This window comes from Thermosynechococcus sp. (genome assembly GCF_046299635.1).
Lineage (GTDB): Bacteria > Cyanobacteriota > Cyanobacteriia > Thermosynechococcales > Thermosynechococcaceae > Thermosynechococcus.
On record NZ_JBKBHV010000014.1, the window covers coordinates 1 to 13719 of the forward strand.

Genomic DNA, 13719 nt, shown 5'->3' on the forward strand with positions numbered 1-13719 from the left:
TGAGGAGTCAGGGGGTACAAAGACGCCATCAATGCGAAAGGCGGTTTCTTTGAGTTCAATGGAGTCAAAGCGATAGCCTTCAGCACTATCAATGCCAAGGAGGTCAAAGAAGGTCTGGGGCAACTGGGCAAAGAGTTGATAAAAGAGGGAATCCCGACGCATGGGCTAGACGGAGCGATCGCCCCAAATCAAATTCAAATTTTATCCCCCTGCCCCCTAGCATAGGATGCCATGCTCGTTAAGAGTCACCTCTAGGGTTCCGGGTTTGTACCTTAATGAACAACAAGCAAGAGGTGATGATTGATCTGCTCAGCGATCGCACCTTTAGCTGCAAACGCCAGTTGGATTTGTGCAGCAGCGGGAGTATGTCTCAGATCTGCTCCGCGAAGAGCATCTCAAGGCAATTGCCCAGAAGATTCAGCTCTGGGGACTAGCGCAGTGGATTCAGGGGCAATCTGGGAATTAGCTCGCACCGCATAGCCGAGGTGAACCAGCACATCCTCCGCCGCATTGACCCGTACCACCAGTTCGTCAAATCCACGCGCTGTAATCCCATAGCGTTCTCGAAAATAGGCCTTCGCCGCTTGAAAGGAGGGAAACGCTTTTTGCATGCGTGCCCTTGTCCAGCGACGGAGAACCACCGGGCGATGGCGGTGCAACTGCTCCCGTAGGTGCCCTTCATAATCACAGAGCAATGACACGGATGTTTTCAGTAAGGCTGCATAGTTTTCATTGGCAGCTTGGAAGGTTTGCCGCAATTTCTGGGAGACAGGGAGTTCAGGTGTAGGTGTTTCCATCGTTTTTCTACCTTTGGGGACGATCCAATGTCTGGAGATGAAAGCGCACGGGTTCGAGAAGTTTGAGGACAACCTCACGAAACCCAATGGGCAGGATTTTGCAAAAGTTGACCAGTCTAGCCAGAACTGCCAACAATTGCCGGTTGAGTTCGCGTTGAGCTGCTAATTCCTTCTCCATCGCTTCCACAGCAGCCAGTGCTTTCTCTTGTTGCTCATGAACGATCGCCAGTTGAGTTTGGAAATTTCTCATCGTTTCTTCTTTAAAGAGTTCCAATTTGCGAAGTTTACCTTCAGCTACTAGAAGTTCATCCCACAGTTGGTTATTGTCCCTCTGCAATTGCTGGTTACGCTGTTCCTGTTCCTCGGCAAGGGAAAGGGCGGCTTCACAATCAGCTTCTAATTTTTTCACACGCCCTTTGGCGATCGCTAACTCTTGCCATAGAGAAATGGCATTCTCCCCAGAATCAACCCCATGAACTGCAACCCCACCAGCTTGCCAGACCAGTTCCCCTAATTCTTTGAACAAGCGGTCTTGCCTAGGTTTTAGCAAGCACTCAACAATATTCCGTGCTCTTCGGGGGTTTAAGGGATCGCTGCCATGACCACACAACTTCACCGTTGGATACCCCTGCCGTTTAGCATAGCAGGAGTGACGACCAACTTCCCAGCCCTCTTCTTTAGCAATCTTAATCAGGTCTCTTTGCTTTAAGTCCACGGGTAACGTCTGCAAAAACTCACTAATCTTCTTTAGTTCACATAGATTAGGACTGGATGCGGCTTTGGAGGTCAAAGGTTACGTTCATCAGCCAGCCTCTCGACTCGCGCCTCATTTATATTAAATTCTCCTTTGGCGATACGCCGGATATGCATAGGCAGCAAAAATTTTTTAGGTTGCGCTTGTCACGCTCTGCCAGGACACGCCTGCCTTCATCGCACTCAGCACGCCAATGGCTTCGGCATAGGACTGGCAAGGAATCGTCTCTATTCCTAACGCTGCGCCAGTTACATTCAGGGTCGTGGTATTGTTGGCTACCGTTAGGATAGGAACACCCTGATGGGCAAAGGCCAGAATCCCTCGTCCACCAAGAGCACTAGCAGGAACAATGACGGCATCCACCCCCTGGGACCACACTGCCGATTGATCCGCCTGCGTGTAGCGAGGAGCGCGGCTTAGTCCCACCAGCACAGAGGGTAAAAAGGTATAGCCGATTTCCTCAGCAAGGGCGCGGGGATGCACCGTCTCATCGAGGGGTAATGGTTGCAGGGCTGGGGCATGGGCTGCCGGAATCTGAAAGTGCCGAACAACCAAATGGCTGATGACCGCTTCTGCCCCCGCCAGAGGATCTACACCTTGACCACGGCGATAGTGCTGCAATGCCTCTGTCCCCGGATTGTCGGGAAAGCGGGTGACAATCGCGATCGCCTCTGCCTTGGCTGCTTGAATTAGCTTTTCTGCTGCTCGCAATAAACTGCCGGGGTTTGCCACAGTTCCCCACGTGGCTCCAGAGACAGCGGTTTGTAACTGCACCCCCAAGGGTTCATCGGTAACAACAGGTTCGGTAATCATTAGACCTAAGGTAGTAGAACAGGCCGCCGCTGCTTGGCGATGGCGAAGTTGTAGCTCCGGTTCAATAGCCGCATCTAGTATCAGGCCAATACGATTCAGACGCGGTGGCAGCAATCCCCAACGGCCAAGGGCAAATTCATCCAAAGCATAGCCTTCCACGTACCAAACATTGGACAGCGGCCAGTAGAGCATTGCCCCATTGAGAACATTGGGATGGGTAATCAGGCGATCGCACACCTGCGCCAAGGCACGAACTACGGGAATTGCATCACCCGCATAGCCACCAATGGCAGCCCCAATCCCCGTTGGAATGATTAGAACTACAGTCAGCACGTCAGCGACTAGCTTGGGCAGGGAGGGGAGCCGGCTGTACGGCCACAGTTAGGGCTTGACCGTTGCGGCTGACTTCCAGTTGCATTGTGCGACCAATACCTGTGCTTTCCACCATTTGCTGCACTTGATCTGCTTTGGTGATGTTTTGGCCATTGATGCGACGGATCACATCCCCCGCTTGCAAACCGGCACGGGCTGCGGGTGAATTAGGAAGAACCTGAACAATCACCACCCCCACACTGTCTTGAAGGCGGATCGGGCTACTGGGATTGGCATTGAGGCGTTGCTGCATTTCAGGACTGAGAGTGGCCATGCGAATGCCGAGGAAGGGGTGATCCACGCGACCATTGGCAATCAGTTGCTTGGCAATCCGCTGCGCTGTGTTAATGGGAATTGCAAACCCTAACCCTTGAGCGCCGCCAATAATAGCAGTGTTCATGCCGATAACCTCCCCCCGCTGGTTTAATAGCGGGCCACCAGAGTTACCGGGGTTAATGGCTGCATCGGTTTGAATGAAACCAACCCGCTTATCGGGCACACCAATATCGCCGCTGGAGCGGCCGGTGGCACTAATAATTCCCGCCGTCACTGTATTATCCAGACCCAGGGGGTTACCGATGGCGATCGCCCACTCACCGGGGCGTAAATTATCAGAATTACCGAGGCGCACCACCGGTAAATTGTTGGCATTCACCTTGACTACGGCCACATCAGTCAGACGATCTTGACCGAGAACTTGACCCTCAAACGTGCGGCCATCCTTGAGGGTTACTCGCACTCGGTTTGCACCATCCACCACGTGGGCATTGGTGAGGATCAAGCCATCACTGCTAATAATAAAACCCGATCCCAACCCCCGTTCCTCGCGACTGGGGGGAGGCATCATTGGCCCAAAAAATTCCTGAAAGAAAGGGTCATTAAAGATAGCTGGCACACGAGTCTGCACCGTCCGCGAAGCATCAATCCGCACCACCGCAGATCCTACTTGTTCAACAGCACGGGCAATAAAGTTAATGTCATTTCCCGCCGGTAGCGGTGCCGGTAGCTGTGCCAAGCTGGGGGTCACCAAGGGCGTTGACGCTGGCATCAAGTGGGTGGTAAACATTGCAGCGGCTGCCCCCAATGCCATTAACGACAGATAAGTGAGCGATTTACCAAGACGCACTGTCATAGGTGATTGCCCTTTTGCTGACACTGGTTCTTGAAAAGAGACGGCAGTTGAGGGAAGCAAGTTCCAGCTTCTAGCCTACCACTTCAGGAGGTTGAATTTCTCCATATCAACAGTGTCGCGGTTGCGATAGATGGCCAAAATAATCGCTAAACCCACGGCTGCTTCTGCCGCTGCCACAGTAATCACAAACACAGCAAAAACTTGTCCCTTAATTTGCTGGCCATCCAGATAGTTGGCAAAGCCGATTAGGTTGAGGTTGACAGCATTCAAAAGCAACTCAATGGACATGAGCACACGCACAGCGTTGCGACTGGTAACCAAGCCATAAATACCAATACAAAATAGCAGGGCTGCCAAGATCAAAACATAGGTTAACTGCATCGTCTTCCCCTATTTTTCAGACAAAGCCACAGGTTCACGCGGACGCTCCGGTAACTCCAAGGGGGGGACTACCTCTTCCCCTAAGATAGGTTCAGGTTCCAAGACTAGTTCACGGCGAGCGAGCACCACGGCTCCAATCAAGGCCATCAGCAGCAAGACCGAGGCCAATTCAAAGGGCAAGAGAAAATCGCTGAAAAAGTGCTGACCAATGGTGGTAATGCTGTCAGTCGTAGGAGGCAGGGAACTGAGTTGCCAAGGGGTTTGCAAAATCATTTTTGTCAGCAGAGCAAAGACCCCAAGGGAGACCACCGCAGCACCCCCCTGACGCAGCCAACGCCCCGGCACCGGCGTATAGGCCTCCCGCTTGTTGACCAGCATGATTGCAAACAGAATGAGAACATTCACCGCGCCTACATAGATGAGAATTTGTGCCGCGGAAACAAAGTCAGCATTCATGAGGATATACAGCCCAGAGATGCTCAGGAACACGCCCCCCAGCAAGAAGGCAGAATAGACAACATTGTTTAGGAGCACAACGCCAAGGGCAGCAGCGATCACTGCACCCGCGAGGGCAAAGAAGGTAATTGTTTGGGTCAGGGTGGCTAAGTCCACAGCAACAACTCCTAGTTCTCAGATGTTTCAGATGGCATAGTGCCGTTGGCGATCGCCTCTGGACGCGCTCCCGCCCGTTGGGCACCCGCAGGCAAATCATGACCCGACATCACCCCTGCCGGCAGATAGGCAAACTCACGGATCGGGGTCACCATTGGGTCTTGGGTGACTTTGTAGGGAATGCGTCCCATCGCCACACTGTCGTAATTCAACTCATGGCGATCGTAGGTAGCCAATTCGTACTCCTCTGTTACCGAGAGGCAATTCGTAGGGCAGTACTCGACACAGTTGGCACAGAAGATGCACACCCCAAAGTCAATGCTGTAGTGCTTGAGTTCTTTCTTTTTGATCTCTTTGTTGAAGACCCAATCCACTACGGGCAAATTAATAGGACAGACCCGCACACACACTTCACAGGCAATGCACTTATCAAACTCAAAGTGAATTCGTCCCCGAAATCGTTCTGAAGGAATCAGTTTTTCGTAGGGATACTGCACGGTGATGGGTCGTCGCCGCATGTGGTCAAAGGTCACCGATAGCCCTTGACCAATGTACTTGGCAGATTGTACTGCCTCTTTGGCATAGTCGGTAATCTGCTTGAGGAATTTCATCGTGTCACCTCATGGGAATGGGGAGTTTCTTAGCCGCCAAAGGCGACAGGAAAGGCAAGCTTTAAGCCGGCGGTCAGCAGCAAGTTCACCAAACCCACCGGCAGCAGGAACTTCCAACCTAAGTCTAGGAGTTGGTCAATGCGCACACGGGGAACGGTCCAGCGCAGCAGAATTGCCAAAAAGACGAAGAAGTAGGCCTTAATCAGCGTCATCGTGATGCCCAGCACCGCAAAGGCAATCTGCAAAACGGGATTGGTCTCGGGAATGCCAAGGAAATGGGCAATGGTTTCTAGGGGAATGGGGAAGCTCCAGCCCCCGAAGTAGAGAACACTCACCAAGAGCGCCGAAAGCACAAGGTTGACATAGGCTCCAAGATAGAAGAGGGCAAACTTCATGCCGGCGTACTCCGTTTGGTAGCCCGCCACAAGTTCCTCCTCAGCTTCCGGCAGGTCAAAGGGCAGGCGCTCGCACTCCGCCAAAGCCGCAATCCAAAAGATTAAAAAGCCGATGGGCTGCCGCCAGACGTTCCAACTGAGGATGCCGTACTCTGACTGCTGCTCGACAATGTCCACCGTGCTTAGACCATTGGACATCATGGCCACTGCCAACACCGCCAGAGCTAGGGGAATCTCATAGCTAATGGATTGGGCGGCTGCCCGCAGTCCCCCCAGTAGGGAGTACTTGTTGTTGGAGGCATAACCTGACATCAGCAGGCCAATGGGGGCAATGCTGGAAAGGGCAATCCAGAGAAAGACCCCCATCGCCAAGTTGGAAATGAGCAGGTCTTGGCCAAAGGGGACAATGATGTAGGACAAAAAGACGGGAATGACCACTACCGCCGGGCCAAGGGTAAACAGCCAGCGATCGCTATTCGCCGGCAGAACATCTTCCTTAAAAATCAGTTTGAGGCCGTCGGCCAAGGGCGCCAAAATCCCCAATGGACCAATGTATTCTGGACCAATGCGCTGTTGCACTGCCGCAGAAATTTTCCGTTCCAGCCAAACGGCCACCAGTACGCCCACGGTAGCCACAATTAGCATCATTAACATTGGCAGAGGGAGCCATAGCAGTTTGGCCACATCGTGGGAGAGACCCAAGGATTCCAATGCGCCAATGAATTGCCCCTGTAGGTCAATACCGGATTCCATAGCGATTCGACGCGCCCCAGCGACAGACACGCTCTACAGTATAAAGGTTTTATTTCCGTTGCGAGGATAGATCTGGGGGCAAATTTTATCACCACAGGTATTACAGATGTTTATAGTTTGTAATCTCCTCCCTTTGGGTCTGAGATGTCAGTAGGATCAAGGCAGATAGCCAATTTTTTAAGGAGAACAGGGTGGCGATCGCAATTCAAAATGCGGTGATTTGTACCCCAGAGGGGGAACTGCGCCGGCAACAGGTACGCCTTGAGGGCGATCGCATTACAGAAGTGGCAGAGACCGTCACCGTGAATCCCGGCGATACCGTGATTGACGCCACAGGCTTAACCCTCCTACCGGGTGTGATTGACCCCCAAGTGCATTTTCGGGAACCGGGATTAGAGCACAAAGAGGATCTTTTTACCGCCAGTTGTGCCTGTGCCAAGGGGGGAGTCACCAGCTTTTTGGAAATGCCCAATACCCGTCCGCCAACGATTGACCAAGCCACCTTAGACGATAAACTCGCCCGTGCCGCTGCCAAGTGTGTGGTTAACTACGGCTTTTTTATTGGCGCCACTAAGGATAATCTTGCCGTTCTCAACACCGTTCACCCCGTCTGTGGCATCAAAATTTTCATGGGGTCAATGCACGGGCCTCTACTGGTTGATGAAGAGCCGATTTTAGACCGCATTTTTAGGGAGGGAAAACGCCTCATTGCTGTCCATGCCGAAGATCAGGGACGCATCCGTGCCCGTCGCAAACAATTTGCCGGCATTAGCGATGTGGCCGTCCACTCGCAGATCCAAGATGAGATTGCTGCCCTTAACGCCACCCGGCTCGCAATTCAGCTGTCGGCCAAATACGAACGCCGCCTGCATATTCTCCACCTTTCCACAGGCATTGAAGTGGACTTTCTGCGCCAGCACAAGCTCCCTTGGGTCACGGTGGAAGTCACCCCTCAGCATCTGTTTTTGACCACAGAGGCCTACGCCAAAATTGGCTCCCTTGCCCAGATGAACCCGCCCCTGCGCACCGTAGAGGACAATGCCAAACTCTGGCAGGGACTCTTGGATGGAGTGATTGATTGTATTGCCACCGATCATGCCCCCCACACCCTAGAGGAAAAAGCCCAACCTTATCCCCACAGCCCTTCGGGTATGCCGGGGGTGGAAACCGCCTTGCCGCTGATGTTGACCCAAGCCATGGCAGGCCGCTGTACGGTGCCCCAAGTGGTGCGGTGGATGTCCACTGCTGTTGCTGCGGCCTACGCCATTCCCAATAAAGGGGAAATTGCCCCCGGTTACGATGCTGACCTTGTTCTTGTGGATTTGCAGACCTATCGCCCCGTACGCCGTGAGGAATTGCTGACTAAGTGTGGCTGGAGTCCCTTTGAGGGCTGGTCATTGACGGGGTGGCCGGTGTACACCTTTGTGAATGGGGAGATCGTTTTTAGCCAAGGGCGGGTGAATCCCACCGTGCGCGGACGTGCGCTGAAGTTTAGCTGGGACTAGGCGATCGCCCGCTGAAATCGGAAAGTGCTAGCCTCCCAACGACTTGTGCTAATCTGAGGCAGAGATATAGCGTATGTTAAGCACAACAATGCGTATTCTGGTGACGGGCGGTGCCGGCTTTATTGGTTCCCATCTGGTTGATCGGCTAATGGAGGCAGGTCATGAGGTCATTTGCCTAGACAATTACTTCACGGGGACAAAGCGGAACGTTCTGCGCTGGGTGGGGCATCCCAATTTTGAACTGATTCGCCATGATGTCACCGACCCTATTCGCCTTGAGGTGGATCAAATCTATCACCTAGCCTGCCCCGCCTCCCCCGTTCACTACCAGTACAACCCCGTCAAAACCATTAAAACCAATGTCATGGGTACCCTCCACATGCTGGGGTTGGCCAAACGTGTCAAGGCACGGTTTCTCCTTGCTTCCACCTCAGAAGTCTATGGTGACCCGTTGGTGCATCCCCAATCTGAGTCCTACTGGGGGAATGTCAACCCCATTGGCATCCGCTCCTGCTACGACGAAGGCAAGCGGGTAGCAGAGACCCTCACCTTTGACTACCACCGCCAAAATAATGTGGATGTTCGGGTGGCACGGATTTTTAATACCTATGGCCCGAAAATGCAAATCAATGATGGCCGAGTGGTCAGCAATTTTATTGTCCAAGCCTTGCAGGGCATGCCCCTTACCGTCTATGGGGATGGCTCGCAAACCCGCAGTTTCTGCTATGTCAGCGATTTGGTGGAAGGCTTGATTCGGCTGATGAATAGCGACTACATCGGCCCGGTGAATCTGGGCAACCCCGATGAGTACACGGTGTTGGAGCTAGCCCAAAAAATCCAAGCCCTGATCAATCCGGGGGTGGAAATCCAGTTTAAGCCCCTGCCCAGTGATGACCCGCAGCGCCGTCGTCCCGACATTACTGTTGCCCGCACAGTTTTGAACTGGCAACCGACCGTACCTCTTTTAGAGGGGCTTCAGCGGACGATTCCAGACTTTGCGGAGCGGCTGGGTGTGTCCTATACCCCGATGATGGTGGAAGTTTAGGGAGAATAGAGAATGCGGGTTTGCGTGATCGGCACCGGCTATGTGGGGTTAGTCACAGGGGTGTGCTTGGCGCATATTGGCCATGAGGTGCTGTGCATTGACAACAACATTGATAAAGTTAAACTGCTGCAACGGGGGGAATCCCCGATTTATGAACCCGGTCTGACCGAGCTGCTTCGCAGTACCATTGCCGGTGGTCACATTCACTTCAGCAGTGATCTGGGCGCCGGGGTGCAGTTTGGTGAGGTGCTCTTTATTGCGGTCGGCACGCCTGCACTGCCTAATGGCGAAACGGATACCCGCTATGTGGAAGCGGTTGCACGGGGCATTGGTGCCCATTTGGATTTGGGGTACAAGGTGATCGTGAATAAATCCACGGTGCCCATAGGCTCAGGGGACTGGGTGCGGATGATCATTCTCGATGGTGTGGTGGAGCGAGAACCGGATTTGGCCGATGCCATTAAAGCGGGGGCAACCCATCCACCGTTGGATTTTGATGTGGTCAGTAATCCTGAATTTCTACGAGAAGGTTCAGCGGTCTATGACACGTTTAATCCCGATCGCATTGTTTTGGGCAGCAGTAGCCGCAAGGCCATTCAAATCATGCAGGAACTGTATGCACCAATCATTGAGCGCAAGTATGCGGCCGATCCCACCTTGCCCCCTGTGCCGGTGTTGGTGACGGATCTCAGTTCGGCAGAAATGATTAAGTACGCTGCTAATGCCTTTTTGGCCACTAAAATCAGCTTTATTAACGAAATTGCCAATATTTGCGATCGCGTCGGTGCCGATGTGGTGCAAGTGGCCAAGGGCATCGGCTTAGATTCGCGCATTGGCGAGAAGTTTCTCCAAGCGGGCTTGGGCTGGGGGGGGTCCTGTTTTCCCAAGGATGTTTCGGCCTTAATCCACACCGCTGGGGACTACGGCTACGATGCCCAGTTGCTCAAAGCAGCCGTTCAGGTCAACCAGCGGCAACGCTTTGTTGTCATTGAAAAACTGCAACAGGTGCTAAAAATCCTCAAGGGTAAGACCATTGGCCTTTTGGGATTAACGTTTAAGCCCAACACCGATGATCTGCGGGATGCCCCTGCCCTCGATCTGATTGAGGAACTGCATCGCCTAGGTGCCAAGGTCAAAGCCTATGACCCCCTTGTGTCCCAGTCGGGGTTGCGATCGGGTCTCTCCCATGTGATTGTGGAAACGGATCTGCTGCACCTTGCTGATGGCTGTGATGCGCTGGTGCTGGTGACGGACTGGCCGCAGTTCCAAGAGGTGGATTATGGGGCATTGGTACAGAAGATGCATCAACCTGTAATCATTGACGGTCGCAACTTCTTGAACCGCCAGCAGCTAGAGACATTGGGCTTCCGCTACGTAGGCATTGGCCACTAGGCATGGAACCGCCCGGCTTGGTCTATGAGCAGATCTACTGGCGGCAGGGGTACTGCCGTATTGTCGGCGTGGATGAAGTGGGTCGGGGTTGCTTGGCAGGGCCGGTGGTAGCGGCAGCGGTGATTTTGCCGGTGGACTGTGTGCCCCTTCCGGAGGTGCAGGATTCCAAACAGTTGAGTGCCCGCCAGCGATCGCGCCTCTTTCTCCAGATTTGGCAGCAAGCGATCGCCATTGGCATTGGCAGTGCCAGTGTGGCGGAAATTGATCAGGTGAATATCCTGCAAGCCACCTATCGAGCAATGGCGCGAGCCTTGGCGCAGGTCGCCCCTTGGGATCATGCCCTGATTGACGGCAAGCTAACGAAAACGGCGCCCTTGGAAAGGGCAACAGCTATTATCGGGGGCGATCGCCACAGCTACACTATTGCCTGTGCCTCGATTATTGCCAAGGTGTGGCGCGATCGCTTCATGGCACGCTTAGCGCGTCGCTATCCTCAGTACGGCTGGGAACGCAATGCAGGCTATGGCACTCCCCAACACCGTCAAGCCCTTATCCAGTATGGTCTGACCCCTTGGCATCGGCGATCCTTCCTAAAATCCTTGCTGCATCCCGACTCACTTGTGCAATGCCATCACAGGAGAGTAGGCTGAAAAATGGCAAAGTATGACGTTTTTTCGAGGATTCCATGCGGGTTTCCCTTCGCTGGCTACGGGAATTGGTGGCCGTTGATCTGGATGTGACGACTTTGGCCGATCGCTTGACGATGGCGGGGTTTGAAGTGGAAGAAATTGAAGATCGGCGCACATGGGCTCAAGGGGTTGTGGTGGGTCATATTTTGGCCTGTGAACCTCATCCCAATGCCCAAAAATTACGGGTCTGCCAAGTGGATGTGGGTCAAGGGGAACCGCGCACGATTGTCTGTGGGGCACCCAATGCGGCAGCCGGTTTGTATGTGCCCGTAGCACTGCCGGGGGCATATCTGGCAAAAATTGATCTGAAAATTCGACCGGCAAAACTGCGGGGTGTGAAGTCCGAGGGCATGATCTGCTCCCTTGCTGAATTGGGTCTAACCAAAGAGTCCGAGGGCATTCACACATTTGCTGATGGGGTGACGGTGGGGGAAGATGTACGTCCCCTTCTCGGCTTGGATGATGTCATTTTGCACCTCACCTCAACCGCTAATCGTGCCGATGCTCTGAGTATGGTGGGTATTGCCCGCGAAGTGGCGGCACTCACCGGTGCCCCTCTGACACTCCCCACCCCAAAGGCGATCGCTCCGAAAAAGTCCCGTGCTAAGGCGCCTGTACAGCTGGCGATCGCCGACCCTCAGGCCTGTCCTGCCTATTGTGGCACGCTGATTGCCAATGTTCAGATTGCCCCTTCCCCCCGCTGGATCCAACAACGTTTAGAGGCTGCCGGTTTGCGTGCCATTAACAATGTAGTGGACATTACCAACTACATTCTGCTGCAGTGGGGTCAGCCCCTCCATGCCTTTGATTGGGATCGCCTACAAAGAGTTGCTGCCCAACCCCCCATTAGTATCGGTGTGCGCTTTGCCAAGGCGGGAGAAACTCTGAAAACCCTCGATGGTGAAGAGCGGGTGCTGAGTTCCGACAATCTTCTAATTACCGCCGGCGATGTACCTGTTGCCCTTGCTGGAGTCATGGGGGGCGAAGAGACGGAGGTTCACGAGGGTACGCAGAATGTGTTCCTTGAGGCGGCACTCTTTGCCAGCCCCGTCATCCGGCGATCGGCTCGTGCCCAAGGATTACGCACGGAGGCTTCGGCTCGCTATGAACGGGGGGTGAACCCCGCAGAACTAGAGGCCGCCACTGCCGAGGCGATCGCCCTATTAACCGAAGTAGCCCAAGGGACAGTTACCTACACCACCTTGGTGGATCGGCGTCCACCCCTCGAACGCACCCTCACCCTGCGACTGGAACAAGTGCATCGCCTTTTGGGAGCCGTGGTTTCAGATGAAGAGGAGAGCGACGAACTCGCCTATTTAGATGCAGAGACCGTTGAAGCGCTACTGAGCCGCTTGGGTTTTCACCTCCGTCGTCAAGACACCTTCGAGGACGAGTTAGTGATATGGTCGGTGACGGTACCCCCCTACCGCTTCCGCGATATTGAGCGAGAGGTCGATCTCATTGAGGAGATTGCACGGCTCTACGGTTACGATCGCTTTGAGGAGACCTTGCCAGCGCAAGCAGAATTGGGGGCACTACCGTTGGAACTCACCCTACTGCGGGAGCTACGGGCGGCCTTTCGCGGTGCGGGTCTGACGGAATTAATGCACTATTCTTGGGTAAAAGGTGGTCAGCCCAACCAAGTGACAGTGGTGAATCCGCTGGTGGCTGAGTTTTCTTCACTGCGTACAGATCTAATCACTGGGCTGGTGCAAGCCTTCCGCTACAACCAAGAACAGGGGAATCCGCCCCTCAATGGCTTTGAAATTGGTCGTGTTTTTGGTCAAGATGAGGAGGGTCTGTGGGAGAGCGATCGCCTTGGGGGCATCATTGGGGGCGATCCGTGGCAAGGCAAATGGGTGCGCCGCTCTCAGCAAGCCCAACCCCTAACGTGGTATGAAGCCAAGGGGATTCTGGAGAGTGTCTTTCAGCGGTTTGGTTTACCGGTGGAATATCAGAGCGATCGCCAAGAGGAACGCTTGCACCCGGGGCGAACGGCAGCTCTTTGTTTGAATGGAGAACGACTTGGTATTTTTGGCCAGCTACACCCGCAGTATGCGGCGACCCTCGACCTGCCGGCGGCGGTCTATGTCTTTGAACTGGATCTGGAGGTACTCCTGAGTCGCCTTGAGGAACGGTATCGCCAAATCACTTTTCAGCCCTTTTCAACCTATCCCGCCAGCGATCGCGACCTCGCCTTCTTTGCGCCGGCGGATCTGACAGTGGCGGAACTCAGCCGCACCATTTGGAAAGCCGCCGGTGGGCGCGACTCCCTCCTTGAGAGCGTCGAGGTCTTTGATGAGTACAGTGGCACGGGTGTCCCCCAAGGGCAGCGCAGTTTGGCCTTTCGCCTGACGTACCGCGCCAGCGATCGCACCCTCACCGAGGCCGAGGTGAATGAATTACATCAGCGCATTCGCGATAGCCTTGTGGAAAAATATGCTGTTACGCTCCGTAGCTAAGAAAGA

At 54.0% G+C, this 13719-nt stretch carries 14 protein-coding genes; 5 read left to right on the top strand and 9 right to left on the bottom strand.

Features of this window, described 5'->3' with window-relative positions; genetic code table 11:
• From ACK4IR_RS07220 to nuoH, 9 genes are all read right to left on the bottom strand, one after another.
• Window positions 1-162: DUF2887 domain-containing protein (locus ACK4IR_RS07220; RefSeq protein ID WP_409873759.1), on the bottom strand; the 162-nt coding region annotated here is incomplete at its 3' end.
• Between the two features lie 233 nt (window positions 163-395).
• The gene (locus ACK4IR_RS07225) at window positions 396-797 is read right to left on the bottom strand and encodes a hypothetical protein (protein WP_409873715.1); all 402 of its coding nucleotides are present in this window, start codon (window positions 795-797) and stop codon (window positions 396-398) included.
• A gap of 7 nt (window positions 798-804) precedes the next feature.
• Window positions 805-1323 carry a hypothetical protein gene (locus ACK4IR_RS07230; RefSeq protein WP_409873716.1) on the bottom strand — a complete coding sequence of 173 codons (519 nt, stop codon included), beginning with the start codon at window positions 1321-1323 and terminating at the stop codon, window positions 805-807.
• A 360-nt stretch (window positions 1324-1683) separates the two neighbouring features.
• The gene (locus ACK4IR_RS07235) at window positions 1684-2697 is read right to left on the bottom strand and encodes a DUF3326 domain-containing protein (protein ID WP_409873717.1); all 1014 of its coding nucleotides are present in this window, start codon (window positions 2695-2697) and stop codon (window positions 1684-1686) included.
• A 1-nt stretch (window position 2698) separates the two neighbouring features.
• Window positions 2699-3868: an HhoA/HhoB/HtrA family serine endopeptidase gene (locus ACK4IR_RS07240; RefSeq protein WP_409873718.1), complete on the bottom strand. Its 1170-nt coding sequence runs from the start codon at window positions 3866-3868 to the stop codon at window positions 2699-2701.
• A 75-nt stretch (window positions 3869-3943) separates the two neighbouring features.
• On the bottom strand, window positions 3944-4249 hold the full coding sequence (gene nuoK, locus ACK4IR_RS07245) for an NADH-quinone oxidoreductase subunit NuoK (RefSeq protein ID WP_011056517.1): 306 nt from the start codon (window positions 4247-4249) through the stop codon (window positions 3944-3946).
• Between the two features lie 9 nt (window positions 4250-4258).
• Entirely contained in the window at window positions 4259-4861 is a 603-nt protein-coding gene (locus ACK4IR_RS07250) for an NADH-quinone oxidoreductase subunit J (protein WP_409873719.1), read from the bottom strand.
• An 11-nt stretch (window positions 4862-4872) separates the two neighbouring features.
• Window positions 4873-5472, bottom strand: coding sequence for an NAD(P)H-quinone oxidoreductase subunit I (gene ndhI / locus ACK4IR_RS07255; RefSeq protein ID WP_409873720.1), 600 nt, complete (start codon window positions 5470-5472; stop codon window positions 4873-4875).
• Between the two features lie 29 nt (window positions 5473-5501).
• Window positions 5502-6620: an NADH-quinone oxidoreductase subunit NuoH gene (gene nuoH / locus ACK4IR_RS07260; RefSeq protein WP_409873721.1), complete on the bottom strand. Its 1119-nt coding sequence runs from the start codon at window positions 6618-6620 to the stop codon at window positions 5502-5504.
• 191 nt (window positions 6621-6811) lie between these two features.
• Here nuoH and ACK4IR_RS07265 point away from each other — a divergent pair, with 191 nt between their 5' ends.
• The 5 genes from ACK4IR_RS07265 to pheT all read left to right on the top strand — a co-directional run bounded on the left by ACK4IR_RS07265 (window position 6812) and on the right by pheT (window position 13713).
• Window positions 6812-8125: a dihydroorotase gene (locus ACK4IR_RS07265; RefSeq protein WP_409873722.1), complete on the top strand. Its 1314-nt coding sequence runs from the start codon at window positions 6812-6814 to the stop codon at window positions 8123-8125.
• A gap of 88 nt (window positions 8126-8213) precedes the next feature.
• The gene (locus ACK4IR_RS07270) at window positions 8214-9170 is read left to right on the top strand and encodes a UDP-glucuronic acid decarboxylase family protein (RefSeq protein ID WP_409873760.1); all 957 of its coding nucleotides are present in this window, start codon (window positions 8214-8216) and stop codon (window positions 9168-9170) included.
• Between the two features lie 12 nt (window positions 9171-9182).
• Window positions 9183-10562 carry a UDP-glucose dehydrogenase family protein gene (locus ACK4IR_RS07275; RefSeq protein WP_409873723.1) on the top strand — a complete coding sequence of 460 codons (1380 nt, stop codon included), beginning with the start codon at window positions 9183-9185 and terminating at the stop codon, window positions 10560-10562.
• 2 nt (window positions 10563-10564) lie between these two features.
• Complete coding sequence (locus ACK4IR_RS07280; RefSeq protein WP_409873724.1) at window positions 10565-11212, top strand: ribonuclease HII; 648 nt, start codon at window positions 10565-10567, stop codon at window positions 11210-11212.
• A 35-nt stretch (window positions 11213-11247) separates the two neighbouring features.
• Complete coding sequence (pheT, locus tag ACK4IR_RS07285; protein ID WP_409873725.1) at window positions 11248-13713, top strand: phenylalanine--tRNA ligase subunit beta; 2466 nt, start codon at window positions 11248-11250, stop codon at window positions 13711-13713.
• Window positions 13714-13719 lie beyond the last annotated feature (6 nt).

Excerpts from the sequence above, each read along its gene's own strand:
- ACK4IR_RS07225 (WP_409873715.1), bottom strand. The coding sequence starts at position 797 with ATGGAAACACCTACACCTGAACTCCCTGTCTCCCAGAAATTGCGGCAA.
- ACK4IR_RS07240 (WP_409873718.1), bottom strand. The coding sequence starts at position 3,868 with ATGACAGTGCGTCTTGGTAAATCGCTCACTTATCTGTCGTTAATGGCA.
- nuoK (WP_011056517.1), bottom strand. The coding sequence starts at position 4,249 with ATGCAGTTAACCTATGTTTTGATCTTGGCAGCCCTGCTATTTTGTATT.
- ndhI (WP_409873720.1), bottom strand. The coding sequence starts at position 5,472 with ATGAAATTCCTCAAGCAGATTACCGACTATGCCAAAGAGGCAGTACAA.
- nuoH (WP_409873721.1), bottom strand. The coding sequence starts at position 6,620 with ATGGAATCCGGTATTGACCTACAGGGGCAATTCATTGGCGCATTGGAA.
- ACK4IR_RS07270 (WP_409873760.1), top strand. The coding sequence starts at position 8,214 with ATGCGTATTCTGGTGACGGGCGGTGCCGGCTTTATTGGTTCCCATCTG.
- ACK4IR_RS07275 (WP_409873723.1), top strand. The coding sequence starts at position 9,183 with ATGCGGGTTTGCGTGATCGGCACCGGCTATGTGGGGTTAGTCACAGGG.
- ACK4IR_RS07280 (WP_409873724.1), top strand. The coding sequence starts at position 10,565 with ATGGAACCGCCCGGCTTGGTCTATGAGCAGATCTACTGGCGGCAGGGG.
- pheT (WP_409873725.1), top strand. The coding sequence starts at position 11,248 with ATGCGGGTTTCCCTTCGCTGGCTACGGGAATTGGTGGCCGTTGATCTG.